Raw genomic sequence first — 25544 nt, forward strand, 5'->3', positions numbered from 1 at the left:
TCGGCGCACCTGGCGTGCCGCTCACAGCCGCGCACCAGGGGGCGGGCCTGGACCGGCTGCTCCGCCCTGCTGTCACGACGAACCGCAGGTGTGTGGCGGGGCGCGTGACGGCAGAACGTTCGGATCGCTCCGGCCGGTACACGGCTTCGGCCGGTGCGCGGTGGGAAAGTCATGCAAGATCGAAAAAGACGTAAGCAACTTTCGTCCGACCGATTACTTCGCCTGTCGCCTCAGGTCATACAGGCGAAGCACATCGACATCTCAAGATCATTTTACGCTGAAGGATGGGACACTGCGACATGACTGAAGCCGTGAAGGGCCCTGCCAGCTACTTCCCTTCGATCGAGAAGAAGTACGGCCGCCCGGTGGCAGAGTGGAAGGCCATCATCCGCTCCTCGTCCTTGACCAGGCATATGGAACTCGTCTCCTGGCTCAAGACCGCACACGGACTCGGGCACGGTCACGCAAACGCCCTTGTCGCGCACACCCTTGCCGAGGACAGCGGGAAGTGACCCGCTCCATCCAGGCACGAGAGTGCATCGCCACCGGTTGTGATCCCGTCACGAATGGAGAACCTGGCTGAAGCGGGGAGGGCGACCAGCAGTGCGGTGCCGGAACGGGACCTCCCCGTGCATGGAGCCGGCACCGCGGCCGGACCGGCGCTGTCCGCGAGCGCCGGGTGCTTCAGGTCCCGGCCGGCCACGCCCTGGCCCGCCACGAGCGCGTGTCGCTGCAGGACCCGGCCGACGTGGACCACAAGCTCCCGAAACCTGTGGCGGACAGCCATGTCCGCCGTGCCGTCGCTGCGCCCGGGCGCATGCGATCTCGTGTCGGCCGACGTGAACGTCGCGGGACTCGGCGTCCGACCGGGCGGGGATCCGGTCATTCCTGGTCGGCGAAGACGCTGGTGTCCAAGTGGGCGAGGAGGTCGTCGACGTCTCGGTACACCGCGCGGGCGCCGGCTGCTTCCAGGTCCGCACGCGGGATCCCGCCGGACAGTACCGCTACGGGGGCTACCCCGTCCCGCACGGCGGCCTTCATGTCCCAGACGGTGTCGCCGACGAATACAGCATGCTCGCCCGGGACGTCGGCGATTTCCCTGGCCTGTTCGACCGGGTCGGGGGCGGGTTTGCCTTCGGCGACGTCGTCCGCGCTGGCCGACCCGAGGATGACGTCGTCCGCATCGATCGCACTGCGCAGCGCGGAGAGTTCCGCGCCGCTCGCCGAGGTGGCCAGTACGATCTCCCAGCCTCGCGCGGCCAGAGTACGCAGCAGGTCGCCCGCCGAGTCCAAGGCCGGCAGCCGGTCGAAGTACGTGGCGTAGAGGGCGTGGTGGGCCGCAGTGAGCTGCTCGTCGTCGTCAGGGTCTCGGTCCTCGCCGAGCAGGTGGACGATCAGGTCGCCGCTGCTGAGGCCGACGGCCTGGTGGATCTCACCCATGGGGACGCGGTGGCCGGCCTGCCGGAAGGCCTCCCACCAGGTGACGACATGCAGGTGATTGGTGTCGACGAGCGTTCCGTCGACATCGAAGATTGCCGCACGTTTCGTGGTCATCTCAGGTTCCTCGGCCTCTCACAGTTCGCGCAGGGCGGGAAGGAGCTTCTGCCGGGACCACTCCAGGAACGGTTCCTGGTGGTCGCCGCCGATCTGAACGAGGGCGACCTCGGTGAATCCCGCATCGACGTAGGGGCGCACGGCTTCGACGACGGCGTCCACGTCGTCGCCGCAGGGAATGGTCCGGGCCACGTCCTCGGGTCGTACGAACTGGGTGGCGCCCTCGAATCCGTCAGGCCCGGGGAGTTCGGAGTTGACCGGCCAGCCGCCGCCGAACCAGCGGAACTGGTCGTGGGCACGGGCGATCGCCGCATCGCGGTCGGTGTCGTAACAGATCGGCAGTTGGCCGATCTTGGGCTTTCCGGCACCGCCGTGCCGATCGAACGCGGAGATCAGTGACGGCTCGGGTTCAGTGCCGATGGCAAGGTCGGCGAGACGACCGGCCAGTTCGCACGAGCGGTCACCTGAGACGGCGACACCGATCGGCGGCGGAGTGTCGGGCAGATCCCACAGTCTGGCGTTCTCGACATCGAAGTGGGCGCCGTGGTGGTTGACGTTCTCCCCCGCGAAGAGCGAGCGGATGATCTCCACAGCTTCCTCCAGCTTCGCGAGCCGGACGTGTGCGGCGGGCCATCCACCCCCCACCACATGCTCGTTGAGGTTCTCCCCGGAGCCGAGTCCCAGGCGGAAGCGCCCCTGGGAGAGGAGTTGCACGGTGGCGGCCTTCTGGGCAACGACCGCAGGGTGGTAGCGGGTCGTCGGGCACGTCACGTACGTCATCAGGGGAATGCGGTCGGTGGCCTGCGCGGCGGCACCGAGCACGCTCCATGCGTATGGGGCGTGTCCCTGGGAGTCCAGCCAAGGGAAGTAGTGGTCGGATGTGACGGAGAAATCGAAGCCGGCGCGCTCGGCGCCGACCACGTGACCGACAAGCTCCCGCGGGCCTGCTTGCTCGGTCATCATCGTGTATCCGATCTGCACCATGTCGCTCTTCTCCTCATGGTCGGGCGCCGCTCGAACGGGCATGGGGGACGCGAGACGCGGTCACTGTGTCACTGCCGTTTCGTCCGAAGCTGTAGATCGACCTCCTGTTCCTGGTCCCCCGACGCCGTGCCCCGCTTGTGTACGGCGAACGCGGCGCTCAGGACTTCGCAGAGCTGGTCCACGGCGACATGGTCGCCCTGCAGCGTGGCGGTGGGCGAACCGTCGAGTGGTGGGGGCGGCCCGGTCGGCATGCGGTGTTGTGCCGGCTCGAACTGCGCGGTCCAGACGGCAGGGTGGTCCCCGGGCTGCTCCTGGGGTACTGGGTCGGAGGGACGATCGGTGGGGACCGCCGTCCGCAGGACGCCGAAGACGGTGGCGGCGTCCTCCTTGGACGCTCCGGTGAGAGACACAGTGACCATCGGGGTCACTCTCCCTTCTGCTGGGGTACGACGGTGTACTTCGGGTCCTCCGCGGAGGCGATTCCCGCCGCGAACACCCCGAAGCGGGTGCAGACGGAACCCGCGAGCAGTGCGAGCCCACCGGCCACGGCGGCTGGCCGGCTGCGGCCGCCGGCCAGCGCCGCGGTCGCGGCTCCCGCCATGGTCAGGGCGCGGGCGGTACGCATGAGCGCGCCCGCGCGGCCTTCGCGCCAGGTCTCCGCCACCATGCCGAGGCGTCGTTCGGCAGCCTCGGTCGCCAGGCTCTCGGCCGTTGCCGCGAGCACCGCCGCACAACGAGCGGGGCCGCTTTCGCGCGGTGGCGCGACGATCAGTGCCATGCCCGAGGCTGCGGCCGTCGCGGACGCCGTGAACAGATAAGGGAGTTCTCGGTGCGCGCCGTGCCAGGCGGGAACGGCGGTGTCGGCGGCAAGGACAGCGGTGTACGACGCCAGCAGCGGACCGAGCAGCGCGGCCCCCGCGGTCGCTGCGGCGCCCGCCCGTGGCAGCCGTCCCGAGACGGCGCTGAGAGCGGCTGCCCCGGCGGCGGGGCCGTACGCGCTGAGCAGCCAGGAACCCATGCTCATAGGGGACGTGGGTTTGAACACACGCAGCATGTTGGCGAACCGGCCGGGTTTGCCCAGGTCGTTGATCAGGGCTGCGGCGGACAGCGAAACGGCGGCGAGGGACGAGACCTTCATCGCGGTGGCGGTACGGGGGCGTCCGGTCATGTGGGCCCCGGCGGCGAGCACCGAGCCTGCTCCGGCGAGACCGCCGAGGAAGAAGTATCCGGCGATGTCGCGGGCTGCCCAGGACGGGGCGTGGATGATCGGACGCCCGTAGTAGGACTCGAATTCCGCGCGCGGAACCATGACCTGTTCACCGCGTCGCTGCCGGGTCCTGGTCATCGTCCCTCCTTGGTTCGACCGGCCAGTACGAACGCGAGCGCGATGCTGCCGGCCAGGGACAGTGCGGCGGTGCCCGCGTGCTTCCACATGGCCGCCAGATCGCGGGTGGCCACCACAGGGTCTGGTGGCAGTCCGTACACCTCCGGCTTGTCCAGGAGTAGGAAGAACGCTCCGTCACCACCGACTCCGTCGTTCGGATCGTGTCCGTACAGGTGCGCCTGTTCCACGCCCTGTTCATGCAGTTGCTCCACGCGCAGCGCGGCGCGTTCGCGCAGCTCGTCCAGTGGGCCGAACTGGATGGATTCGGTGGGGCAGGCCTTCGCACAGGCCGGTTCCTGGCCCGCGCCGAGGCGGTCGTAGCACATCGTGCACTTGAACGCCCTTCCGTCGTGCTGACGTTGCTCGATCACCCCGTACGGGCAGGCGGGCACGCAGTAGCCGCAGCCGTTGCAGATGTCCTCCTGGACGACGACTGTGCCGAACTCCGTGCGGAACAGTGAGCCGGTGGGGCAGACGTCCAGACAGGCCGCGTGTGTGCAGTGCTTGCAGACGTCCGACGACATCAGCCAGCGCATGTCGCCCGGCGCCTGCGGGGGTTCGGGAGCCGTCGGGGTCCCCTCGATGAGCGAAAGCTCGGTGCGTCCCTCCGGCGCAGGCAGCTTCTGCTCGATGAAGGCGACGTGGCGCCACGTGGAGGCGCCCAGCCCCTGGGTGTTGTCGTAGCTCATGCCGCTCAACGGCATCCCGTCCTCCGGGATCGCGTTCCACTCCTTGCAGGCCACTTCGCAGGCCTTGCAGCCGATGCAGACCGACGTGTCGGTGAAGAATCCGACCCGTTCCGGGGGTTCCGGGTGGCCGGCGTCGCGAGCCGGGTCCGGCTCGGGACCGCTCAGCAGGTGCCGGTCCTTCATGTCCGATTCTCCATCCCTGTCGTCTCGGTGATTCCTGCGCGCCGTCGGTACTCCGCGACCAGCTTCGGCAGGTCGGGCCCGCGGGGGCGTCGGCCGGGGCGGATGTCGGCGGTGAGTGCCTTGTCCTCCTGGATGTGGGCGTTCGGATCGAGCGCGATGGCCACGAGCTCGTTGGCCGCGTCCCCGGTGGAAATCCCGTTGGGCCCCCAGTGGAACGGCAGCCCGATCTGGTGGACGGTCCGCCCGTGGACAGTCAGGGGCTTGAGCCGTTCGGTGACCATGACGCGCGCCTCGACAGCATTGCGAGCCGTGATGATCGTGGCCCAACCGCCGTGCTCCAGGCCGCGCTCGGCAGCCAGCTGCGGGGAGAGCTCGCAGAAGAACTCGGGCTGGAGTTCCGACAGATAGGGCGACCAGCGGCTCATGCCACCGGCGGTGAAGTGCTCGGTGAGACGGTGGGTGGTGACGATGTACGGATAGACCTCCGCGCCCGGCTCGTTGCCACTGGGGTGATAGCGATTGCCCTCGTGCGGCAGCAGCTGCCGTACAGGTGAGCGCGCGGTCGACGGGTAAAGGGCGTTGGGGAAGGGCGAGTCCTGCGGCTCGTAGTGGGTGGGAAGCGGCCCGTCCTCCAGCCCGGCGGGCGCGTAGAGCCAGCCTTTGCCGTCGGCCTGCATGATGAACGGGTCGTCCCCGCGCAGGGCGTCGGGCCCGGTCGCGCCTTCCGGTGGCACGTAGTCGGGCGCGCGGTCGGGTACGAAGTCGGGGACGTCGCGGCCGGTCCACTTCCCTTCCACGTCGTCCCACCACACGTACGCCTTGCGGTCGCTCCACGGGGTCCCGTCGGGGGCCGCGGAGGCCCGGTTGTAGAGGATGCGGCGGTTGGCGGGCCAGGCCCACGCCCAGTCGGCTGCCACGTAGTCCTGCTCCGTGTGGGGTGTGCGGCGAGCCGCTCGGTTGGCGCCATCGGCGTACACCCCGCAGTAGATCCAGCAGCCGCAACGGGTGGAGCCGTCGTCCTTCAGCTCCGTGTAGGCGGAGAGCGGACCGTCGTCCGGTCCATGTCCGTTGATCTCGGCCAGGACGGCGTCGGCGACCGGCTCACGCAGCGGCCCGTCGACGGGGTAGTCCCAGGTGAGGTCCCGGACCGGCTGGTCCATGGGCTCGGACGAGCCGGCCAGCTTCTCCTTGATCCGGCGGCCCAGGTGGTACATGAACCACAGGTCGCTACGGGCGTCCCCTTCCGGTTCCACGGCCGCGTAGTGCCACTGCACCCACCGGTTGGTGTTGGTGAACGAGCCGGACTTCTCGGTGTGTGCGGCGGCCGGGAAGAAGAAGACCTCGGTTCCGATCGACTCGGTGCTCAATTCACCCGTTTCGATCTCCGGTCCGTCCTGCCACCAGGTCGCGGACTCGATGAGGGAGAAGTCACGGACGACCAGCCATTCCAGGTTGGCCATGCCCAGCCGTTGGAGGCGGGTGTTGGCGGAGCCGACGGCCGGATTCTCCCCCATCAGGAAGTAGCCCTTGCAGGCGCCGTCGAGCTGCGCCATGACCGTGTCGTAGGTGGAGTGGGAGCCGGTGAGACGCGGCAGGTGATCGAAACAGAAGTCGTTGTCCGCGGTGGCGGCGTAGCCGTAGTACGCCTTGAGCAGGCTCACGAAGTAGGCCCGCATGTTGCCCCAGAAACCCTTCTCGGTGCGGCTGGCCTCGACGAACGCGTCCAGGTTCTCGTGAGCGTGGGCGTGCGGCATCGGCAGGTAGCCGGGGAGGAGGTTGTAGAGCGTCGGGATGTCGCTGGAGCCCTGGATGGAGGCATGGCCGCGCAGGGCCTGGATGCCGCCACCGGGCCGGCCGATGTTGCCGAGGAGGAGCTGGAGGACGCTGGCGGCGCGGATGTACTGCGAACCGGTGGAGTGCTGGGTCCACCCGACGGCGTACACGAATGCGCTGGTGCGGTCGCGACCGGAGTTGGCGGTCAGGGCGTCGCACACGCGCAGAAAGGTCGCTCGCGGGATTCCGCAGGTCTCCTCGACAAGTTCGGGGGTGTAGCGGGCGTAGTGGCGTTTGAGGATCTGGTAGACGCAGCGTGGGTGCCCGAGCGTCTCGTCGCGTGGTGGGCGGGCGCCGGTCCGGGCTCCTCCCGACCCGTGGGTCTCGGCGCGGCCGGAGCCCTGTGTCTTCTGCTCGTACTGTTCGTCGACGTCGCCGGCGGGCGCCTGGACCTCTGCACCCTCGTACTGCCAACTGCTCGGGTCGTAGTGGTACTTGTCCGGATCGAGTCCGGAGAAGACACCGTCCAGGTCCTCGGTGTCCTGGAAGTCCTCGCTGATGATCGAGGCGGCGTTGGTGTAGTTGAGGACGTACTCCCGGAAGTCCTTCTCCTCGGTGAGCACATGGTTGATCACCGCGCCGAGGAACGCGATGTCACTGCCGGCCCGGATCGGAACGTGCAGGTCGGCGAGGGCGCTGGTGCGCGTGAAGCGTGGGTCGACGTGAATGATCCGGGCGCCACGCTCCTTGGCCTCCATGACCCACTGGAACCCGACCGGGTGTGCCTCTGCGAAGTTGGAGCCCTGGATGACGATGCAGTCGGCGTGCTGAAGGTCCTGCATGAAGGTGGTGGCGCCGCCGCGGCCGAAGGAGGTGCCCAGGCCCGCGACGGTGGAGCTGTGGCAGACCCGCGCCTGGTTCTCCACCTGTACGACGCCGAGTCCGGTGAACAGCTTCTTGATCAGGTAGTTCTCTTCGTTGTCCAGGGTCGCGCCGCCGAGGCTGGCGATGCCGAGCGTGCGTGCGGTGCGCAGCCCGTCCTTCTCCCATTCCCAGGTGCGGCGCCGCGTCTCGACCACCCGGTCGGCGACCATGTCCATGGCCGTCTCCAGGTCGAGGGGCTCCCACTCGGTGGCATAGGGGCGCCGGTGGAGGACCTCGTGGCGACGCGCGGAGCCTGTGGTGAGCTGAAGGGTGGCAGATCCCTTCGGGCAGAGGCGGCCTCGGCTGATGGGCGAGGCGGGATCGCCCTCGATCTGGACGACCTTCTCGTCCTTGACGTAGATCTGCTGGCCACAGCCGACCGCGCAGTAAGGACAGATGGAAGGAACCACCCGTTCGGCCGTGTCGGTGCGCGGCCGGAGCTGCTGCGTGTGTGCCGAAACGGCGGCCCGGCCACGCGCCAGCGGGTCGGATCCGGTCAGCTGTCGGTAGACGGGCCAGTCGCTGACCCAGGTGCGCACACCCATTACGTGTCCTCTCGGGCGGCCGGACTCCTGTCGGCAGTCGCGGGCGTTCCTCCCAGCCTCACCTGCCGGCGCTCCCACGGCGCGCGGAGCGTCAGGCGGACGGTTCGTCGGGTACGGGGTGCTCCGGACGTCGGTTGCCGGAGTGCGGGGCGCCCCTCCGGCCGGTGCCCACCTCGTCCGTATCGGGAATCTCCGGGTCGGGCTGCTCGTCGGCAGTGGAGTGAATCGAGGCGCCTGGGAGGTCCCAGGGGTCCTCGTCGGCGGTGACCTGCTGATCGGGCAGGTCCCTCGGTATCGGCTCAGGTGTCGGCCCCTCGCTGTTCCCAGGGGCTTCCCGGCGGTGCTCACTCACGGCGTTCTCGCTTCCTCACGCTGGGGGGTGGCGTGTGGCGCGAGTACCCGGGCGGGCGGCGAGTATGCCGGCGATCGAGGCTCCTGCGCCGAGGCCGGTCAGCTGTGCAGCGGCTTGAGGGGCACCCCCTGGGTCGTGCGCGACCGTCCTCGATCCCGGCTCTCCACACCGCCGCCCGAGGTCGTCCTCGGTGCGCTCCGCCTGCGCGACCGATTGGCCGGTCCGGCGGCGACCGTGCCGGTCAGGAAGCCGCCGCGCTGTCGGCGGATCCTGACTGCCTTCTCCTCGCGGCACAGGGCCAGACAGGTCTTTTCGTCCCCGATCCGAGGCGTGGGCACGGGCGTTCCTCCGCTTCCCGCCGCCCGGAGCTGCTTTGCTTCCAGGTGATTTCCCCTGCGGCCGGGGAATGTCCGTGGGCTCGCCGGGCACCGGATGAGCACGAGCCATGCACGACGAGCATGAGGAGGCACCTTGCGCATCACAGAGTTCCCTGCGGCGGCCCGCCCTCCGGCCCTCGCATGACGGGAAGACGGCTGGGTAGCCTGGTCGGCGAAATCCTCGGGTGGCAAGTGTTGCTGTCGGCACTCTGGTTGGTGTTGATCAGCAGGGTCGAACCGCTGGAGGTGTTCGCCGGTCTGGGTTGCGCACTGCTGGGAGCAGTCGCCGCCGTCGCGGCACGCCGGGCTGTGAGCGGCTGGTGAACGCATGGCTCGCGTCCGCATCCGTACTCCTGGTGGCAGGTCTCTCCCCCGTCGTGTGGGGTGTGGCGACCGGACCGCTCGGCCGCAGGGTCGTCGCCCAGAACTTCGGCACCTCGGTGGTCTGTCTGGTCATGCTGCTGCTCGCCCAGGGATACGACCGCCCCGCTTACACAGATCTCGCTCTGGTCCTCGCCGTGCTGGGCCCCGTCGGCACGCTCGTGTACGCACGGCTGCTCGCCGACGAACTGGGCGAGGCCCCGCCGAAGGCACAGCTGCCGACCGTACTGGCGGCCGCCGCCACCGTGCCGGTCGTGATCGCGTCGTGCGTGGCCGCCGGCCCGGGGCGGGCGGCGGTGAAGCTTGTGGTCGTGGGAGTTCTGCTCGTCGCCGGAAACGTGATCTCCTCACGGACCCTGTCCGGCGCCTACCTGGAGCCGAGCGAGGCCCGACGTGACTGACGGCCTCATCGTGATCTCTCTGTTCCTGGTCGCGACCACCGCGACCGCCGCCGTGGCGGTCCGTGACCCGGCCCGTCAGGCTCTGGTCCTCTCGGTGCTCGGTCTGGCACTCGCGGTGCTGTTCACCGTCCTCCAGGCGCCGGACGTCGCCCTGTCGCAGCTGGCGGTGGGCTCGGCGTTGACCCCGCTGCTGATCCTTCTGTCCGTCCGGAAGGTGCGTCGCCGCGGGCAGCGTGACGAAGGCGGCCGATGAGCCGCAGACTACGGATGTGGATCCTGGCCGTGGGCTGCCTCGGCTTCGCCGCCATGTTCGGGGCGGCCTGCCTGCGGCTGCCGGGCTTCGGCGGTGACAGCCACCCCTACGGCGACCGTGCTGTCCGGGCCGCGCTCGCGCACCGCACCGCCAACGTGATCTCGGCCGTCAATTTCGACCAGCGGGCCTTCGACACCCTGGGCGAGCAGACCATCCTCTTCGCCGCAGTACTCGGAACCGTTGTGCTGCTGCGGCAGACCCGCGAGGAACGTCAGGTGCCTCCCACGCCGGTCCATGTCGCGCTCCCCGTGAGGCTGTACGCACTGACCCTGCTGCCCATCGCGCTCGTCGTCGGCCTCTATGTCGTCGCGCACGGCCAGCTCAGCCCGGGCGGCGGGTTCCAGGGCGGGGTCGTCGTGGCGACCGCGCTCCACCTGCTCTACATCGGCGCCGACTACCGCGCGCTGGAACGGATCCGCCCGATCGGCGTGTACGAGGTCGGCGACGCGGTGGGCGAAGCGACATATCTCGTTCTGGGCCTGGCGGGTCTCATCGCGGGTTCTTCGTTCCTGGCCAACGCTCTGATCCCGTACGGCACGTTCAACACGCTCGCTTCGGGCGGATCCGTGCCCTTGTTGAACATGGCCGTCGGCATGGAAGTAGCGTGCGCCGTGGTGGTGCTGCTCGCCCGCTTCCTCGACCAGGCCGTGGAGATCGAAGAGGAAGGCACGAAATGAGTTGGGGGATGAGCACGTCATGATGTCGGTATTGCCGTATCTGGTCGCCGGCTGGATCTTCCTGGCCGGGTGTTACGGCCTCGCCACCAGCCGCCACCTCGTTCATGCGGTGGGCTGCCTGGCGGTCTGCCAGTCCTCCACCTATGTGCTGCTGCTCGCCGTGGGCTATCGCGACGGCGGCACCGCACCCGTCTTCTCCGACCTGAAGCCCGGATCGAGACCGCTCGTCGACCCGGTCGTGCAGGCACTGGCCCTGACCGACGTGGTCGTCGGCGCCACTGTGACCGCGCTGCTGCTGGCCCTGGTGATACAGGTCGCCAAACGACACGGCACGGTGAACCCCGACGAATTGACCGAGCTGCGCGGATGAGCCATCTGCTGCCGCTGATCGTCGCACTGCCGCTGATGGGAGCCGCCGTGCTGGTGGCCGCCGGACGGCGTCTGCCGCGCATCGCCGCCGATTCGATCGGCTGCACCGTGGCCGTGGCCACCGCCGGGCTGGCCATGGCGCTCCTCATCGACGCCTCGCCGAATGCTGTCGAATGGGTCGGCGGCTGGCACCCGAGCGGCGGCGAAAGTGTGGGCATCGTCCTGGTCGGCGACGTTCCCGGGGTGGGCTTGGCGGCACTCGTCTCCGTCCTGGTCGTCGCGGTACTCGTCTACTCCTGGCGCTATTTCGACGAGCCACCGCACCGGCACGCGGGCTCCTTTCCGGCTCTTGTCCTGCTCTTCCAGGCGGGCATGTGCGGCTTCGCGCTCACGGGTGACCTCTTCAACGCCTTCGTCTTCTTCGAGCTCATGAGCGTCGTGGCGTACGCCCTGACCGGCTACCGCGTGGAGGAGGCGAAGGCCGTGCAGGGGGCACTCACGTTCGGGGTGATCAACTCCCTCGGCGCATACACCACGTTGACCGGGATCGTCCTGCTGTACGCCCGCACCGGTGAGCTCGGTATGCGGCAGATCGGACAGCGGCTCGACGCGCACGGCGGGCCCGACGCCCTGACCCTGTGCGCCTTCGTCCTGGTACTGACGGGTCTCCTCACCAAAGCGGCCGCCGTCCCGTTTCACTTCTGGCTGCCCGACGCACACGCCGTCGCACCGACCCCGGTGTGCATGCTGCTGTCCGGAGTCATGGTCGAACTCGGCGCGTACGGTGTGTGGCGGGTGTACCACACGATCTTCGCCGGGCCCGGCGGCATCCCCGCACCGGACGCTGAACGCGCCCTGGTGACGCTCGGCGTGCTGACCGCGCTGATCGGCGCGATGATGTGCTGGCAGCAACGGCACGTGAAGCGGCTCCTCGCCTATTCGACGGTCGCCCACACCGGGCTCTTCCTCATCGGAATCGGCCTCCTGCGCCCCGAGGCGACCGGCGGGATCGCGGTCTACCTCCTGGGCCACGCGGGGGCCAAGGCCGCCCTGTTCGCCTGCGTGGGCATCCTCCTCGACCGGTACGGGAGTGTCGACGAACACGAACTCTTCGGACGCGCCAAGGAGTTGCGATGGGTCGGTGTCCTGTTCGCGACCGGTGCGCTGGCTCTGTCCGGGCTGCCCCCATTCGGCACGGGCCTCGGCAAAGCGGTCACGGAAGAAGCTGCGGGCGGACTCCTCGCCGTGGTGTTCGTGGCCGTATCCGCAGTCACCGCGGGAGCCGTGCTCCGAGTCGCCGCACGGGTGTTCCTCGGCGCCGGGAAGCGACCCGAGGCCGAACCGGCACACGAGACGAAGGGTGAGGACGAGGAACCGGAGACCAAGGGCCGTATCGGCCGGGTGCCCATGACGATGACCGCGGTTCCCACCGCGCTGCTCGTCGGAGCTGTCGCGGCCGGTCTGGCGCCATGGCTTGCCACGTCCGTGGGCGACGCGTTCGGCGCCCACCGTGCACCTCACTGGACTCCGGCCGGGACGATGCTCGGGTTCGTCTCCGCCGCACTCGCCGTGGGCTTGGCCGCGGCGGCCGTACATGGCCCCACCCGTCAGGAAGGCAACCGCTGGACGACGCCGCTGCGGCGCATGCACTCGGGGCACATCGGCGACTACGTGGTCTGGCTCCTGGCAGGCACAACCCTCATCGGCGCGCTCGCACTGCCCGGCATCCTTACCGGGTGACCCGAATGTTCCCGGCCCTGCGAGCACGCCCAGGCCGGGAGCTCGACATACCGGGCCAGATCACTTTCGCCATCGGCCTCGTCCTGGTGCTCTACGCGGCCGTCGAGGGGCCCGAGTCGGGCTGGACAACCCTTCCCGTCATCCTGTCGTCCGGCATCGGTCTGTGCTTCCTCGTCGGTTTCGCGGTGGTCGAACTGGGCGCCAAGTCCCCCATCTTCGACCTGACCCTGTTCAGGAACCGGGCCTTCACCGTGGGGTCCGTGGTCGCGGTCATCGGCATCCTCGCCTTTCTCGGCGCATGCTTCGCGACGAGCATGTGGCTCGGTCCGGTGCAGCACCAGGGCCCGCTTCGTGTCGCCGTCCCATTCCTGCTGCTGCAGGGGCCCGCGTTCCGCCTCATCCCGGTCGTCTCCCGGCTGTTGCACCGGGTCGCCCCGACCTGGCTGCTGACCTCGGGCTTCGTCCTGATGAGCGTCGGCTGTCTCCTGTGCACCCGGCTCGATGTCACCGACGCCGGCTTGAGCGCCTTCGTCGTGCCCGACCTGCTGATCGGCGTCGGCTTCGCGCTGTGCGTGAGCTCGGTGACGGCCGTCGCACTGGACAGCGTGCCGCCGCAGCTGGCGGGCATGGCGAGCGCCACGACCAACATGCTTCGCGATCTCAGCTTCGCGCTCGGACCGGCCGTCGTCGGCGCGGTCGCCCTGAGCAAGGCGGGAACGGCGTTCTCGTCGAACCTGGACGGCGCGGGCCTGCCGCCGGACCATCTGGGGGCCGCGCGCGGGATCGCCGCGGAGGGAGGACCGATTGCCGTGAACAGCCTTCCGCCCGGCGCTCCGGGATCGGCAGCGCACGACCTCGCTCTCGACGCGCTGGGCAGCGGCTTCAGCAACGCCTTCTAGTACTGGATATCGGCGGCGGTACGGTAGAGATCGCTGCCGACACCGGAAACCGGCCCGCGTCGTCTACTCGCTGCCGCTGGGCGCCCGCAGGATCACCCGGGACTGGCGTCCCGGCGGCACCGCACCATCCCCACGCCGACTGGCTGAGGTGCGGCAACACCTCAGCCAATTCTTGGAAGCCGTCCCCGGCCTGCCGCAGGCCGAGCCGGGCGGGCGGGTGCTGGCCTTCTCCAAGACCTTCGAACAGCTCGCCGCCGCTCAGGGCAAGACACCGCGAGCCGGACGGGCAGCTCGCGCTACCCCAACTGCGCACGTCAGTCTCCCTGCTGGCCGCCGCAGGACCGCCCCGCCGTTCCAAACTGCCTGATCGAACGCCTCGGCGTGCTCCACACCACGGCCGCGCACCCCCGCCTCGTCGGCTGAACCCAAGGGACGCCGAAAGTCGGCACCCGGGCCATCGGAGGCCAGCCATGAATCGGCATGAGTCAACGAGATCAAGGAACGTCTCGCAGGGCTGCCCGATTGGACCCGTGAGAGGTACGACATCACGTGCCGAGACCGACCGAGAGCGGCACATCGGTCACCACGCTTGGATGACCTGGACGCACGACGCCCCCCCTGCCCCGGCCGTGGCCAGAGACAGGGGGCGGAGTGCTCGGGGGCGAGTTCTAACCCAGCTTGAGTCCGCCCCCTCCCGAGTTTGGGGGCGGATTCGTCGTCCGGTCGCGGGTGGGTGAGGGTTCCGTGGACCGGACGACTCATCCACTCACCCAGCCCACATCCCCCTGACTCAAATTCCATGTAGGCCATCCGGCGGTACGCAGTCCGCAACGCTGACTCGCCCCGCAGAACCGGGACTGGGGCCGACACAACGAGGAGTAGCGACGGCTCGGAAAGCTCGGTGCGCGAGCGGCCACACGGCACAAGCGGCATCAGTTCGAATCGACGCAGATAGGCACAAAAAGGGGCGCGGCACACGGCGTGCTGCTTCCGCCCAGGCAGCATTTCCTGCACCTTTGCCTGAAGCCCTGTCGGACCACGGCGGCCCGATCGGAGTCCCCCTTCAGGACGGACGCGGCCGCGGCCTCGATCTGGTCCAGCGTGGCGCGCGGCAGGATCGGAGGCACGGCCGGGTCGGTGCGGAAGTCCCGGATGAAGGGGCAGGCCGCGGCCAGGGCCCGCTGCCAGGCGTCCTCGACCTCGCCGGGCTTCTCCACCCGCAGTCCGTCCAGGCCGATGGAGCGGGCGAAGTCCGCGTACTTCACGTCCGGCAGGGACTGCGAGGGCAGGAACTGCGGTGCGCCGGACATGGCGCGCATCTCCCACGTGACCTGGTTGAGATCCTCGTTGTTGAGCACGGCCACGACCATGCGCAGGTCGGACCATCCGTCGTAGCGCGACCGCCTGCGCTGTGCGCGGCGGCAGACCGACCGTCGTTACACGGGGCCGGCCCGGTCAGGGTGCTGGGTGCCTTGCCCGATGAGTGTGTCGAGCTGGGCGGCGAGGCGGGGATGGGAGCCGGTCAGGTAGGGGCGGGTCGCGGTCAGTGGGCGGACGAGGGCTGCAGGGTCGTCGTGGGCGAGGGCCGCGTCAAGCTGGCCGAGGGGGGTGCGGGCGGTCGCGGGGAGATCGGTGAGGGCGGCGATCTGTCCGGCGATGCGACGCAGGCGGGCGGCGTTGTCGCGGGCCCAGGCGGTGTGAGTGCGGTCGGCGGCGCGACTTTCACGGGTGGCCTGGACGCGCTGTTCTCCGGTGGTTCCGGCGGGGCCGGGGCGGTTGCGCAGGTAGCGGCGTTCAGCGGCCTGGCGGCTGGCGACGCCGAGAGGGGCCGCGAGATCGGCCCAGCTGGCGCCCGCGTGGCGGGCGGTTTCGATCAGACCGGTTTCCCATCCGGCGAGCTGCTCGCGCACCTGCCGCAGCAGCAGAAGGGACGCCAGGGCCTGCTGCGGGCCGGTATCTGCGCCAGCGGGGTCGGTGGCCCGCTCATGGGCTTCGTGCACAGCGTGGTCGATGGCTTCCAGGGCCGCCGCCGCGGCCAGGAACGAGGCAGGGCTCTGGGCGTCGGTGCGGGAGGGGGGCGGCTGACCGGCTGCTGTCACGGGAACTCCTTCCGACTGTCATCCTTTCGACGACAGGTTGTTTGTCATCCATTGGATGACATGCTACAACGGTTTCTGTGAAGCGCATTGGCAGGTACTGCCCGAACCTTCAGGAGGTGTTTCGCGATGTTGATGCGCACCGACCCCTTCCGCGAACTCGACCGGCTGACCCAGCAACTGATGGGCCCCGGCACCTGGTCGCGGCCGTCCACGATGGCGATGGACGCCTACCGCGAGGGTGACGAGTACGTGGTGGCCTTCGACCTTCCCGGCGTCAGCGCGGAGGCGATCGACATCGACGTCGAACGGAACATGCTGACCGTCAAGGCCGAGCGACGGCCCGTGGCGAAGTCCGACGACGTGCAGATGGAACTGTCGGAGCGGCCGCTGGGCGTGTTCTCCCGCCAGATCGTGCTGGCCGACACCCTGGACACCGAGCGCATCCAGGCCGACTACGACGCCGGGGTCCTCACCCTGCGCATCCCGATCGCCGAGCGCGCCAAGCCCCGCAAGATCTCCGTCGGCGGGGAGTCCTCCCGCAAGGAGATCTCCGGCTGAACCCGGCGACCCGTGCCGCGGCGCAGGACGGGCGCCTGATCTCCCGCTCCCCCGTCCTGCGCCCCATCAGGCCAAGAGAGGCGGTGGCTGACATGACCCTGCGATGGGAAGCCTTCCTCGACCACGTGAAGGAACGCGGCGAGTACGGGAGCAGGCACGAAGCAGAACGCGCGGCCCGCGTGGTGCTCGCCCTGCTCGGCGCACACCTACTCGGCGAGGTGCGTGCCCAACTGGCGGCACACCTGCCCGAAGGCTTCGCCCTGATCCTGCTCAACCCGCTGCAGAGCGCCGAACCCCTCCCACCCGAACGGTTCCTCCGGGCGACGGCGGCCTGGATCGACGGGGCCACCGAACAGACCGCGGCCTGGGACGTCAGCGCCGTCCTCAGCACGGTCGCCGACGCGGTCGACGACGACCTGCTCAAGCAGATCCTGCTCCAACTCCCCGCAGGCTACGACCTCCTCTTCGGCCGCCCCCAGCCCACCTGACCCCCACCGACCTGGGTGCCCGGGCCCGCCGGCCACCCACACCACGACCTCGACGACGAGAAAGGCGACTACCGCAGTGATGTCCGACCAGCGTGAACCGGTCCTGCACCTCCCGGCGATGACGTTCGAGGAGATGCTGGAGAAAGTCCGCTACGAAGGGGCCTACCCCACCCGAGAACGGGCCGCGGAAGCCGTCCACCTGGTCCTTTCAGGACTCGGACGCCAGCTGACCGGCGACGAACGCGTCGAACTGGCAGCCCGCCTGCCCCTCGAGGCCGCCTCCACCCTCACCGAACAGATCCCCGCAATCGAGCCCCTCACCGGCCGGGCCTTCGTCAAAGACCTCGCCTCCCGCACCGGCGCCACCCCGGCCACCACCCGCTGGGACACCGGCGCCGTCCTCGCCGCCGTCACCACCCTCGCCGGCCCCGACCTCCTCACCCGCATCCTCGACCAGCTCCCCACCGGCTACGCTCTCCTGTTCGGCCGCGCCGAACTCACCCAAGCTGCCTAAGGCAGACTGCCGCGCGACAACCCAGGGGACGCCGTCGGCGGGTGTGAGTGGGGGCGTAACCGGTGGTGTCCGTGGCGGGAAGTGCATCCTGGCGAGTTCGATCTGGTCATGCCACTAGGCGATAGACCACGAGTCGCGGTTGCTCTTTGCCGACTTCGATCCGTCCGTAGGCGGCATCTTGGGAGACCTGCGCCGGCACGCGCTCGAGTTGGGGGTCTCGCGCTACCTGGCTGCGGAGCGGTTGATCGCTGACGGCAACCTCACTCAGGAGCAGCGCGGTGAGGTGTTGTCGGCTCTCGTGCAGGCGATGGTGAGTGGGCCTTCGCAGCCGCCCGCCGACACTCCTAACTCCTAACGCGCCGACGCAGGCTGGTCGCTGACTTGCCCTGCGCGGCCCACACGACTGCTTGATCGGCGGGTTATCCACAGGTCGAGCGAGGTCCTTGGTGTTGCCCGTACGGTGTTGATCTTCGAGGATGCGGAGGCGCCCGTGCGTGTCGAGTTGGAGTGGTTGGCCACCGAGGTCATCGCCGAACTTCCTACGACTCAGGCTCGGACTGAAGTGCGGTCGTTGATCGTCGATGTTCTGCGGCATCCGGACCAGTTCGCCGGATAGCCGTCACCGTCATGGACCTCGGCGTGCACGTTGACGCACTCATCGAGATCAGACGCGTCGGGCCGCCGGATACGGCAGGTCGGAGTTTCGCCTGCCGTAGGAGCACCCTGTCGATTCACCGGAGCATGAAAGCACAACACGACTGACCCCGCATGTCTGTGACCAGCATTTTCGCAACAGGCTCTAGCATGCTGACTGTGCGACCCACTCTCCCGAAGATCGAGGGCGGCCGGGTACAGGGCCTCCTGCAACTCATCGAGGACGGCATCCATCTCGTCGTCGCGGCGCTCCTCGTACTGCTCGCGGGGCTCCTTACCGTCGGGGTCGTCCACGACGTCATCAGGTCGATCCAGGGGCCGTACCGCGAGGAGACGGTCGTTCTCTCCGCCTTGGACAACGGCCTTGTGCTGTTTATCGTGGCCGAGTTGCTCCACACCGTCCGCCTCACCATCAGGAACCAGACCCTCGACGCGGAGCCGTTCCTCGTCGTTGGCCTGATTGCCGGTATCCGCAAGGTGCTCATCGTGACTGCAGAGGCGGAGAAGTCCTTCCGGTGGAACGTCGAGGGGATCGAACTGCTCATCCTGGCGGGGCTGATCCTCGTGATGGCGACAGCGGCGTACGTATGGCGGCGCTCGACGCGGCCAGGAGATTACTTCCCGCTCCAGGAGGCGGGGCGCTCCCCGTCGCCGGCGCCGTCACCCACCCCGGTGCGTGGGTCCTGATCGTCACCTTCCGCCTCCACGGCCGCCCGCACCCGCTGCTCTTCGCGAGCGGAGCCGACGTCCCGTTCCAGGGATGTGCGGCTCACGGCCGTCGCGAGGTCCTCCAAGGCCCGCTTCTGTAGTTCCGCCCCGCGCCGCACTACCGGGCTCCGGTCCCCGGCGGCGGCGCCCGCCCACGCGTGGAGCGCCTCCTCCACGCGCCCCCAGTCCGGATTCCTGTGCTCGCGCACGTCGACTGCCGCCTGCGCGGTGTCCGCCTCCAGGGCCTCGGCGAGCCGCTCCGCCTCGGGGACAAGACGGCTGTCGTCCCGCGGGACGTGGCTCTCCATGAGCATCGCCGCCCGACCGAACCCCTTGAGCGCCTCCTGCGCCTCCTCCGCCTCGCGCGACGTCAGGCCCCTGGGGCGGACCGGTTCCTGCCTCGCCCGGTCGTAGGCCTCCTGCCAGGCGGCACGTGCCTCCCTGCTCGCCAGCAGTGCCCTGCGCATGTCGGCGTGATGCTCCCGGGTCGGTTCGGCGTAGCTGCGGAGCACCGCGGCCGCATAGCGGCCGTTGGCGGCGAGCCAGTCCGCAAGCCGGCCCGGCAGTCGGGGTGTCTCCCATGCGGGGAACACCACGTACGCCAGCATTGCCAGGGCCCCGCCGAGCAGGGTGAGCACCACGCGCTCCGGGACCGTCTGCTCCCATGCCTGGCCGCCCATGCCGAGCAGGAAGACGACGTACGCGGCAGTGAAGCACTGGGAGTAGGCGTAGCCGGTACGGATCAGCGTGTACGACAGGCCCGCCGAGACCACCGTCAGCGCGCCGAACACATGGGCGTCCGGGCCTAGGGCCCGCACCATCCCGGTGGCGAACGCGACCCCCGCCAGGGTCCCGGCGAGACGGGCCACCGCCCGCGCGTACGTCCGGTGGAAGTCCGGCCGCATCACCATCACCGAGGCGATGGGCGCCCAGTAACCGTGGCCCAGGGGTAGCCGGGCGGCGATCAGATAGCCGAGCGTGGCCACCGCCGCCAGGCGGACGGCGTGCCTGAACACGGGCGAGTCCCGGCGGAGCTCACAGCGGACCGCGCGGACGACGACCGGTACCAGCCGGAACATTGTCGGGCGCACCAGGAACTGGGCGCCCGCGGGGCCGTGCAGCGTGCGCGTCTTCCCGCGCGCGCCGCCGCTCCCGGCGATCTCCACCGCCTCGCCAAGCAGTTCCACAAGCCGCGCGGCAGTCTGCCGCGCGGGGCCCTCCAGCACCTCGTGCTTCTCGTCGACCCGCAGGACGTCCGGGCTCCCGGGCGGCACCTCAGCGGGAGTGCCGCGGCGGATCGAACGGGCGACCGCATCCAGGACGTCGGCGGCCGCGTCGAGCAACTCCCGCGCGCGGTCCCGCCCGGGTCCCTCCGCCGGGGCGCCGACGTCCGGGTCGGCGAGCGCGGCGACGACCGGCCGAATGCGCTCGGCGAGTCCTCGGGGGCCGTGGAGGACGGGGGGCCGGGTGCGGGCCTGTGATGGCGTCACGGCGGCCGCGTCCCGGGCAGTCATCAACGGCTCCGGGTCGAACGGGGCGGTCGGGTCGTGCCGCAGCCGGCGAGCGTAGTCCGCCACGGCGGCCAGGGCGTCGGCGAGTGCGTCACGATGCGCCCCCCAACGGCGGATCGGGAACAGCAAGATCAGCACGGCCTGCGCCACGCTTCCAAGTGCGATGACCCCGGCGTGCTCCAGGGCTCGCCCGACGCTCGTGGGCAGGGTGATGGTCACCAGCATGCTGCCGACGGTCGTCGCTGCGACGATCCCAGCGGTCGATCCGACGGCCCACGCCATCCCCGCGGCAAAGGCCCATACGGCCAGCAGAGGGAGGAACGTCACCAGTCGCCCCGCCGCCAGGTAGCCAACGAAGGTGCTGAGCGCCAGACCCGCGCCCGCGCCGAGCGCGATCACCTTGCGTGGACGCCAGGTGCGCTGGAAGGTGGCCCCACCCGCGGAGTAGGCACCGAGGGCGGCGGACGCTGCGTACGCAGGGGAAACCAGCCACAGTGCCAGCCCGATGACGATCGCCACCCCAGCAGCCGTGCGCAGCGCGAGCAGGGGCTCCAGCCGCGTCTCCTCGAGCGTGAGCCCGGATCGCACGACCTCCCCGAAGGCCCGCAGCCACGTCACGGGTGCGAGCCTAGCCGGAATGCCCTGCCGGGTCGTGTAGGCCTGGTTGAGGTGCGCGAGCCGTCGGGCAAGGAAGCCTCCGGCACGGGCCCAGGAACAGGCGGGCGGTCGCAGCCGCTGGGACGGGGTGCTACCACTGCAGACACTGTTGGGCGTCCACCGTCCTACCGGGCCGGAGCCAGCTAGTCGCCGTGGTCGTCCTGGAGCATGTGGCGCCGTTCCTGTTCGCGCTTGGAGTAGGCGGCCGCCCGGATCGCCTCGTCGCTCTCCAAGCCTGATCCCAGCGCGCCGCCCACGGTGGCGACCGAAGCGACGAACCATGACAACGTCAAGTATTCCGCGGCGTGCAGCGGCGTCCGTGTCACGGAAGCGAACACTTCGCCGTTGATGATGAACAGAGCCCACACCAAGTTGATGACGATCAAACCGCCGTAGCAGACGAGCACCCCGATACCCACGGTCATGACCGTCGAGGCGTTGTAGAGCCTCGCCCTCTGCCTCGCCTCCGGCGAGACCTCTGTTGATCGATGCCACAGCTGCGCGTCGATGATCAGCCAGCCGACCATGAGCCCAACAGACCCGACCATCGCGATCACGAGGCGTGGCGCGCTCAGGTACTCGGCCAGGCCCCAGATGGTGGAGTTCACGGTGGCGACTGCTCCCGTGGCGAGTGCGGCCGCCAGGGCTTTCGACAAGCCCGGCACCAACCGCCACGGCCGGTTGGCGCGGACCATACCAACGAGCACCCTCACGTAACCGCGCGGCCCGCTTACGACGTACCGAAGATCAGCGGTCTCCTCCTCACCGACCGGGCCCGGGTGAACAGGCGCGAGACGACTGACGAAGGGCCCTAGAAGCGGCTCACTCTGCGGAGGTCCCTCGGCCCCGGTGGCCCGCGGACCCGCCACCAAGCACGGCTTCTTCCACGGCCCGCCGGGCTCTCGTCTGCAGACGCAAGCCCCCCAGCGGAGGAAGAGACAGCAGCGCCAAGCCGTGTTCGTGACTCACATCCATAACGAGCTTGCGCCCGTGTGAGTGCAGCGGAAGGTCGGTGAGGGCCACGACAATGTCCCAATTCTCAGCTCTTCCGCGGTCCATGATCCGGCGCATCAAGGTGGGCGGGTCCTCGGTCCCTGCGGTGAAAGGCTCACTGACCACCTCGACGTCGAAACGTCGGTCCTGGCCCGACTTGTCGGCGAGCCGAGTGGAAAGTATCTGGGCCATGCGCTGCGCGATCTCCGTCGGCGCATACGGATCCGCCAGGAGAGCTACGACCGTAACGCCCTGAGACGACACCCGCATGACTCCTTCTCGTCGGCTGCCCCCCCGATCGCCCGTGCCCACAGGATGCCCCCGAGGTATCGCCGACGCCGCGTGACACGCTGGCCCCTGCCAGCAGGTGCAGGCGGTACGGTCAGATCTCCTCGTCCTCCCCGTGCAGGGCCTGCTCCACCACCGAGCCACGGTTGCGTGCGCCACCACGAACACCCGCTCCGCGCCACCCCGGGCACCGCGACGAGATCGATCGGCAGCAGGCCCGCCTCCTGTTCAACCTAGTCACCGTGATCACCTTGTTCATGGGCATCACTGCCTCTACGCCGCGCTGTTCCTGCTCGTCCATGTCACTGCGGCGTTCCTGCTCACACCGCAGTCGTTACGCCCCCTCGTCCGACACCAGCACGATGCCGAGTGCCTCTCTATGGCCCGCCACCGGCCGGGGCCCTCGGGGCCCGCGGTGCGGACCAGGTTGCCCGTCTTCTCCCGGTGCTCGTGCACGAGGCGGATAGCCATGGCACCCTCACTGGCCGCCGACGCCACCCGTTTGACCGAGCCGCTCCTGACGCCGCCCGCCGCGAAGACCCCGGGAAGGGTGGTCTCCAGCAGCAACGCCACCTTGTCGGCGTCCGCCAACAGCGGAGTCTGCGCCGCCTAGGCTAGGCCGTGACCGCAAATGGATCCGAGATACTCCGGACGCTCGTGTGAGCGGGGCCCGGTGACGGCGCCCGTCGCGCGGTTCCCGGTGCGAACGGGTAATCAGGAACGGTGAACAAGGACGCGACCGACCCCTTCGTGCATGTCCGGGGCGCCAGTGAGAACAATCTGCGGAACATCGATGTCGACGTTCCGCGGGACGCGATGGTCGCCTTCACCGGCGTCTCCGGTTCGGGCAAGTCCTCGCTCGCGTTCGGCACGCTCTACGCGGAGGCCCAACGGCGCTACTTCGAGTCCGTAGCACCGTACGCCCGAAGGCTGTTGCAACAGGTCGGCGCACCGCACGTGCAGGAAATCACCGGGCTGCCACCCGCCGTGGCCCTGCAGCAGCGACGCGGGTCGCCCAGCTCGCGATCGACGGTCGGCACCATCACCACGCTGTCCAATCTGCTGCGCATGTTGTACTCCCGCGCCGGCACCTATCCGCCCCGGGCCGCGCGGCTGGAGGCCGAGTCGTTCTCACCCAACACCGCGGCCGGCGCCTGCCCGGAGTGCCACGGACTGGGCGTCGTGCACGACGTCGCCGAGGACCTGCTCGTCCCGGACCCCTCGCTGAGCATCCGCGAGGGGGCGATCGCCGCCTGGCCGGGCGCCTGGCAGGGCGCCAACCTGCGCAGTGTCGTGAGCGGCCTGGGGATCGACATCGACCGACCGTGGCGCAGGCTCAGGAAGAAGGACCGGGACTGGCTGCTGTACACGGACGAGCAGCCCTCCGTGTACATCGAGCCGGAGGAGGACCGCGTCGACTACGGCTACCAGGGCAAGTTCTGGAGCGCCCGAAAGCACGTCATGCACGTCCTCGCCGACTCCAAGAGCGAGAAGATGCGCGAACGGGCGCTCCGGTTCGTCAGGAGTGTGCCCTGCCCCGAGTGTCACGGCAGCGGACTGCGGCCCGAGGCGCTCGCCGTGACCTTCGCCGGACGTTCCATCGCCGAGATCAACGCGATGCCGCTCACCGAGGTCGTGGCGCTGCTGCGGCCCGTCGCGGGGCGGTCCGAGGCCGACGCCACCACGTCGACCGCCCGATCCGGGGAGACGACCGAGGTCGCGGTCCGGATCTGCGGCGATCTGGTCGCGCGGGTCGACGTACTGCTCGACCTGGGCCTCGGATATCTCAGCCTCGGGCGCCGCTCGACGACCCTGTCGCCCGGCGAGGCGCAGCGCCTGCGGATCGCCACCCAGCTGCGCTCGGGGCTGTTCGGCGTCGTCTACGTTCTCGACGAACCCTCCGCGGGCCTGCACCCGGCTGACGCGGAACCGCTGCTGGACGTGCTGGACCGCCTCAAGGCGGCGGGCAACTCGCTGTTCGTCGTGGAGCACGACATGGACGTCGTACGGCGGGCAGACTGGGTGGTCGACATCGGCCCCGGCGCGGGTGAGGGCGGCGGACGCGTGCTGTACAGCGGACCGGTCGCCGGTCTTGAGCGGGTCGGGGAGTCGGCCACGAGCCAGTACCTGTTCGGGCGTGCCCAGCGGCTCGATCACCGCCCGCGCACACCGCATGGCTGGCTGCACCTGAGCGGCGTCTCCCGCCACAATCTGCACGACGTGTCCGTCGACGTACCGCTCTGTGTACTGACGGCGGTGACGGGCGTGTCCGGTTCCGGAAAGTCGACGCTGGTGACGCAGGTGCTCGCCGAGGTCGTCCGCGGCCACCTCGGACTCGTACCCGAGGAACCCGACGAGGCGCAGCTGGAGGTCGACGTCCAGGACGCGTCGGGGGTCGAGTCGTTCGACCGGCTGGTCCGGGTCGACCAACGGCCCATCGGCCGAACTCCCCGGTCCAACCTGGCCACGTACACGGGGATGTTCGACGCGGTGCGCAAGCTGTACGCGGCGACGGACGAGGCCAGGGCGCGCGGCTACTCGGCCGGGCGGTTCTCCTTCAACGTGCCCGAAGGGCGGTGCGAGACCTGCCAGGGCGAAGGATTCGTCGCGGTGGAACTGCTGTTCCTGCCCGGCACCTACGCGCCGTGCCCGACCTGCCAGGGCGCCCGGTACAACGCCGAAACGCTGGAAGTCACCTACCGCGGCAAGAACATCGCGGAAGTACTGGCGCTGTCCGTCGACGCCGCCGCCAAGTTCCTGTCCGCCGTCCCGGCCGCCTCCCGCAGTCTGGAGACGTTGCGCGAGGTGGGACTGGGGTACCTGCGGCTGGGCCAGCCCGCGACGGAACTCAGCGGCGGTGAGGCGCAACGCATCAAATTGGCCACCGAACTGCAGCGAGCCCGCCGCGGGCACGCGCTCTACCTGCTCGACGAGCCGACGGCGGGGCTGCACCCCTCCGACATCGCGCTGCTGCTGCGACAGCTGCACCGGCTCGTCGACGCCGGCAACACGGTCGTCCTCGTCGAGCACGACCTGAACACGGTCGCCACCGCCGACTGGGTCATCGACCTCGGGCCGGGCGGCGGCAACGCGGGCGGGCGAGTGGTCGCGGCGGGCCCGCCGGCCAAGGTGGCGAGGGCCCGCCGCAGCGCCACCGCGCCGTATCTCGCGGCCCGGCTAGCGCGCTCCTGACTACGGCGCGAGGGGCTGAGCACCGGTCAGCCGGGTTCGGGGCGCACGGTCGCGCGCGTCGCCATGCTGCGTTCCACCTTGTGGCGGATATCGCTCGCGAGGTGTCCCGCCTGGGCCCACTACACGATGAGTTCGGCAACGTGGCGCATCTTGATGTCGGTGTGCTGGGAGATCTCCCGTAGGACGTCCCGGCAGTCCTCCGCGCGCAGGCCGGCCAGCGTGACGACGATGCCGATCGCCCGGCAGATCGCCCTGATTGCGGGCCCCGGCCGCATGCTGGTGTGCGCGGCAGACCGTGGAGTCGACGCTCAGGTCCCACGTGACCGCACCCTTCGCG

General features: G+C 69.6%; 27 protein-coding genes and 1 pseudogene. 14 read left to right on the forward strand and 14 right to left on the reverse strand.

Annotation, left to right across the window (positions count from 1 at the left end):
- The first annotated feature begins 299 nt into the window (after positions 1 to 299).
- Entirely contained in the window at positions 300 to 512 is a 213-nt protein-coding gene (locus OG963_RS03705; RefSeq protein WP_093771024.1) for a DUF4287 domain-containing protein, read from the forward strand.
- Positions 513 to 882: 370 nt separating this feature from the next.
- On the opposite strand, the gene OG963_RS03710 is transcribed toward OG963_RS03705, so the two are convergent.
- The 8 genes from OG963_RS03710 to OG963_RS03745 form a co-directional block, all read right to left on the reverse strand.
- Positions 883 to 1554: an HAD family hydrolase gene (locus OG963_RS03710; protein ID WP_093771022.1), complete on the reverse strand. Its 672-nt coding sequence runs from the start codon at positions 1552 to 1554 to the stop codon at positions 883 to 885.
- Positions 1555 to 1572: 18 nt separating this feature from the next.
- Positions 1573 to 2538, reverse strand: a complete 966-nt coding sequence (locus tag OG963_RS03715) for an LLM class F420-dependent oxidoreductase (RefSeq protein WP_371798366.1) — start codon at positions 2536 to 2538, stop codon at positions 1573 to 1575.
- 68 nt (positions 2539 to 2606) lie between these two features.
- Positions 2607 to 2957, reverse strand: a complete 351-nt coding sequence (locus tag OG963_RS03720) for a hypothetical protein (protein WP_371798367.1) — start codon at positions 2955 to 2957, stop codon at positions 2607 to 2609.
- Between the two features lie 5 nt (positions 2958 to 2962).
- Complete coding sequence (gene nrfD, locus OG963_RS03725; protein ID WP_371798368.1) at positions 2963 to 3883, reverse strand: NrfD/PsrC family molybdoenzyme membrane anchor subunit; 921 nt, start codon at positions 3881 to 3883, stop codon at positions 2963 to 2965.
- Positions 3880 to 4794 (reverse strand): 4Fe-4S dicluster domain-containing protein, encoded by a 915-nt coding sequence (locus OG963_RS03730; protein ID WP_030932419.1) that lies wholly within the window; start codon positions 4792 to 4794, stop codon positions 3880 to 3882. The genes nrfD and OG963_RS03730 overlap by 4 nt, the downstream gene beginning before the upstream one ends.
- Entirely contained in the window at positions 4791 to 8036 is a 3246-nt protein-coding gene (gene fdh / locus OG963_RS03735; protein WP_371798369.1) for a formate dehydrogenase, read from the reverse strand. Before fdh ends, OG963_RS03730 begins: the two co-directional genes overlap by 4 nt.
- A gap of 91 nt (positions 8037 to 8127) precedes the next feature.
- Positions 8128 to 8388 carry a hypothetical protein gene (locus tag OG963_RS03740; RefSeq protein WP_371798370.1) on the reverse strand — a complete coding sequence of 87 codons (261 nt, stop codon included), beginning with the start codon at positions 8386 to 8388 and terminating at the stop codon, positions 8128 to 8130.
- A gap of 98 nt (positions 8389 to 8486) precedes the next feature.
- On the reverse strand, positions 8487 to 8726 hold the full coding sequence (locus OG963_RS03745; RefSeq protein WP_371798371.1) for a hypothetical protein: 240 nt from the start codon (positions 8724 to 8726) through the stop codon (positions 8487 to 8489).
- Between the two features lie 180 nt (positions 8727 to 8906).
- On the opposite strand from OG963_RS03745, the gene OG963_RS03750 reads away from it, so the two are divergent.
- The 7 genes from OG963_RS03750 to OG963_RS03780 are packed head-to-tail and all read left to right on the forward strand — an operon-like array spanning position 8907 to position 13545.
- Positions 8907 to 9089 carry a hypothetical protein gene (locus OG963_RS03750; RefSeq protein ID WP_371798372.1) on the forward strand — a complete coding sequence of 61 codons (183 nt, stop codon included), beginning with the start codon at positions 8907 to 8909 and terminating at the stop codon, positions 9087 to 9089.
- Positions 9086 to 9547: a monovalent cation/H+ antiporter complex subunit F gene (locus OG963_RS03755; protein WP_371798373.1), complete on the forward strand. Its 462-nt coding sequence runs from the start codon at positions 9086 to 9088 to the stop codon at positions 9545 to 9547. The genes OG963_RS03750 and OG963_RS03755 overlap by 4 nt, the downstream gene beginning before the upstream one ends.
- A complete protein-coding gene (locus OG963_RS03760; protein ID WP_093771008.1) occupies positions 9540 to 9800 on the forward strand; it encodes a DUF4040 domain-containing protein in 261 nt (86 codons plus the stop codon). The genes OG963_RS03755 and OG963_RS03760 overlap by 8 nt, the downstream gene beginning before the upstream one ends.
- The gene (locus OG963_RS03765) at positions 9797 to 10537 is read left to right on the forward strand and encodes an MnhB domain-containing protein (protein ID WP_371798374.1); all 741 of its coding nucleotides are present in this window, start codon (positions 9797 to 9799) and stop codon (positions 10535 to 10537) included. Before OG963_RS03760 ends, OG963_RS03765 begins: the two co-directional genes overlap by 4 nt.
- 19 nt (positions 10538 to 10556) lie before the next feature.
- On the forward strand, positions 10557 to 10907 hold the full coding sequence (locus OG963_RS03770) for a sodium:proton antiporter (RefSeq protein ID WP_030932398.1): 351 nt from the start codon (positions 10557 to 10559) through the stop codon (positions 10905 to 10907).
- Positions 10904 to 12646: a complex I subunit 5 family protein gene (locus tag OG963_RS03775; RefSeq protein ID WP_371798375.1), complete on the forward strand. Its 1743-nt coding sequence runs from the start codon at positions 10904 to 10906 to the stop codon at positions 12644 to 12646. The genes OG963_RS03770 and OG963_RS03775 overlap by 4 nt, the downstream gene beginning before the upstream one ends.
- Positions 12643 to 13545, forward strand: coding sequence for an MFS transporter (locus OG963_RS03780; RefSeq protein WP_371798376.1), 903 nt, complete (start codon positions 12643 to 12645; stop codon positions 13543 to 13545). Before OG963_RS03775 ends, OG963_RS03780 begins: the two co-directional genes overlap by 4 nt.
- Positions 13546 to 14538: 993 nt before the next feature.
- Here the strand turns inward: OG963_RS03780 and OG963_RS03785 are convergent.
- Positions 14539 to 14930, reverse strand: a pseudogene (locus OG963_RS03785) (thiamine pyrophosphate-dependent enzyme); the annotation flags it as partial.
- Between the two features lie 51 nt (positions 14931 to 14981).
- Positions 14982 to 15644: a type III effector protein gene (locus OG963_RS03790; RefSeq protein ID WP_371798377.1), complete on the reverse strand. Its 663-nt coding sequence runs from the start codon at positions 15642 to 15644 to the stop codon at positions 14982 to 14984.
- Between the two features lie 126 nt (positions 15645 to 15770).
- Here OG963_RS03790 and OG963_RS03795 point away from each other — a divergent pair, with 126 nt between their 5' ends.
- The 4 genes from OG963_RS03795 (at position 15771) to OG963_RS03810 (ending at position 18545) form a co-directional block, all read left to right on the forward strand.
- A complete protein-coding gene (locus OG963_RS03795) occupies positions 15771 to 16202 on the forward strand; it encodes an Hsp20/alpha crystallin family protein (RefSeq protein WP_327420211.1) in 432 nt (143 codons plus the stop codon).
- A gap of 92 nt (positions 16203 to 16294) precedes the next feature.
- The gene (locus OG963_RS03800) at positions 16295 to 16690 is read left to right on the forward strand and encodes a DUF2267 domain-containing protein (protein ID WP_319740839.1); all 396 of its coding nucleotides are present in this window, start codon (positions 16295 to 16297) and stop codon (positions 16688 to 16690) included.
- Positions 16691 to 16769: 79 nt separating this feature from the next.
- Positions 16770 to 17204, forward strand: a complete 435-nt coding sequence (locus tag OG963_RS03805) for a DUF2267 domain-containing protein (protein ID WP_362274883.1) — start codon at positions 16770 to 16772, stop codon at positions 17202 to 17204.
- Positions 17205 to 18008: 804 nt separating this feature from the next.
- On the forward strand, positions 18009 to 18545 hold the full coding sequence (locus tag OG963_RS03810) for a phosphate-starvation-inducible PsiE family protein (RefSeq protein ID WP_327420214.1): 537 nt from the start codon (positions 18009 to 18011) through the stop codon (positions 18543 to 18545).
- Here OG963_RS03810 and OG963_RS03815 read toward each other — a convergent pair.
- The 3 genes from OG963_RS03815 to OG963_RS03825 form a co-directional block, all read right to left on the reverse strand.
- A complete protein-coding gene (locus OG963_RS03815; RefSeq protein ID WP_371798378.1) occupies positions 18473 to 20695 on the reverse strand; it encodes an FUSC family protein in 2223 nt (740 codons plus the stop codon). The genes OG963_RS03810 and OG963_RS03815 overlap by 73 nt on opposite strands.
- A 182-nt stretch (positions 20696 to 20877) precedes the next feature.
- Positions 20878 to 21429, reverse strand: a complete 552-nt coding sequence (locus tag OG963_RS03820) for a hypothetical protein (protein WP_356242401.1) — start codon at positions 21427 to 21429, stop codon at positions 20878 to 20880.
- A gap of 680 nt (positions 21430 to 22109) precedes the next feature.
- Complete coding sequence (locus tag OG963_RS03825) at positions 22110 to 22316, reverse strand: hypothetical protein (protein WP_371798379.1); 207 nt, start codon at positions 22314 to 22316, stop codon at positions 22110 to 22112.
- 168 nt (positions 22317 to 22484) lie between these two features.
- On the opposite strand from OG963_RS03825, the gene OG963_RS03830 reads away from it, so the two are divergent.
- Positions 22485 to 22628 carry a hypothetical protein gene (locus OG963_RS03830; RefSeq protein WP_371798380.1) on the forward strand — a complete coding sequence of 48 codons (144 nt, stop codon included), beginning with the start codon at positions 22485 to 22487 and terminating at the stop codon, positions 22626 to 22628.
- A 110-nt stretch (positions 22629 to 22738) separates the two neighbouring features.
- Entirely contained in the window at positions 22739 to 25207 is a 2469-nt protein-coding gene (uvrA, locus tag OG963_RS03835; RefSeq protein WP_371798381.1) for an excinuclease ABC subunit UvrA, read from the forward strand.
- Between the two features lie 119 nt (positions 25208 to 25326).
- Here the strand turns inward: uvrA and OG963_RS03840 are convergent, their stop codons facing one another.
- Positions 25327 to 25482: an ANTAR domain-containing protein gene (locus OG963_RS03840; RefSeq protein WP_326624184.1), complete on the reverse strand. Its 156-nt coding sequence runs from the start codon at positions 25480 to 25482 to the stop codon at positions 25327 to 25329.
- Between the last annotated feature and the right edge of the window lie 62 nt (positions 25483 to 25544).

It is taken from the genome of Streptomyces sp. NBC_01707, from assembly GCF_041438805.1.
GTDB lineage: Bacteria > Actinomycetota > Actinomycetes > Streptomycetales > Streptomycetaceae > Streptomyces.

What these genes read in the sequence shown, in the direction of transcription:
- OG963_RS03705 (WP_093771024.1), top strand. Translation starts at nt 300, where the DNA reads ATGACTGAAGCCGTGAAGGGCCCTGCCAGCTACTTCCCTTCGATCGAG.
- OG963_RS03710 (WP_093771022.1), bottom strand. Translation starts at nt 1,554, where the DNA reads ATGACCACGAAACGTGCGGCAATCTTCGATGTCGACGGAACGCTCGTC.
- OG963_RS03715 (WP_371798366.1), bottom strand. Translation starts at nt 2,538, where the DNA reads ATGGTGCAGATCGGATACACGATGATGACCGAGCAAGCAGGCCCGCGG.
- OG963_RS03720 (WP_371798367.1), bottom strand. Translation starts at nt 2,957, where the DNA reads ATGGTCACTGTGTCTCTCACCGGAGCGTCCAAGGAGGACGCCGCCACC.
- nrfD (WP_371798368.1), bottom strand. Translation starts at nt 3,883, where the DNA reads ATGACCAGGACCCGGCAGCGACGCGGTGAACAGGTCATGGTTCCGCGC.
- OG963_RS03730 (WP_030932419.1), bottom strand. Translation starts at nt 4,794, where the DNA reads ATGAAGGACCGGCACCTGCTGAGCGGTCCCGAGCCGGACCCGGCTCGC.
- fdh (WP_371798369.1), bottom strand. Translation starts at nt 8,036, where the DNA reads ATGGGTGTGCGCACCTGGGTCAGCGACTGGCCCGTCTACCGACAGCTG.
- OG963_RS03750 (WP_371798372.1), top strand. Translation starts at nt 8,907, where the DNA reads ATGACGGGAAGACGGCTGGGTAGCCTGGTCGGCGAAATCCTCGGGTGG.
- OG963_RS03765 (WP_371798374.1), top strand. Translation starts at nt 9,797, where the DNA reads ATGAGCCGCAGACTACGGATGTGGATCCTGGCCGTGGGCTGCCTCGGC.
- OG963_RS03770 (WP_030932398.1), top strand. Translation starts at nt 10,557, where the DNA reads ATGATGTCGGTATTGCCGTATCTGGTCGCCGGCTGGATCTTCCTGGCC.
- OG963_RS03775 (WP_371798375.1), top strand. Translation starts at nt 10,904, where the DNA reads ATGAGCCATCTGCTGCCGCTGATCGTCGCACTGCCGCTGATGGGAGCC.
- OG963_RS03795 (WP_327420211.1), top strand. Translation starts at nt 15,771, where the DNA reads ATGTTGATGCGCACCGACCCCTTCCGCGAACTCGACCGGCTGACCCAG.
- OG963_RS03800 (WP_319740839.1), top strand. Translation starts at nt 16,295, where the DNA reads ATGACCCTGCGATGGGAAGCCTTCCTCGACCACGTGAAGGAACGCGGC.
- OG963_RS03805 (WP_362274883.1), top strand. Translation starts at nt 16,770, where the DNA reads ATGTCCGACCAGCGTGAACCGGTCCTGCACCTCCCGGCGATGACGTTC.
- OG963_RS03810 (WP_327420214.1), top strand. Translation starts at nt 18,009, where the DNA reads ATGCTGACTGTGCGACCCACTCTCCCGAAGATCGAGGGCGGCCGGGTA.
- OG963_RS03820 (WP_356242401.1), bottom strand. Translation starts at nt 21,429, where the DNA reads ATGGTCCGCGCCAACCGGCCGTGGCGGTTGGTGCCGGGCTTGTCGAAA.
- OG963_RS03825 (WP_371798379.1), bottom strand. Translation starts at nt 22,316, where the DNA reads ATGGACGAGCAGGAACAGCGCGGCGTAGAGGCAGTGATGCCCATGAAC.
- OG963_RS03830 (WP_371798380.1), top strand. Translation starts at nt 22,485, where the DNA reads ATGGCACCCTCACTGGCCGCCGACGCCACCCGTTTGACCGAGCCGCTC.
- OG963_RS03840 (WP_326624184.1), bottom strand. Translation starts at nt 25,482, where the DNA reads ATGCGGCCGGGGCCCGCAATCAGGGCGATCTGCCGGGCGATCGGCATC.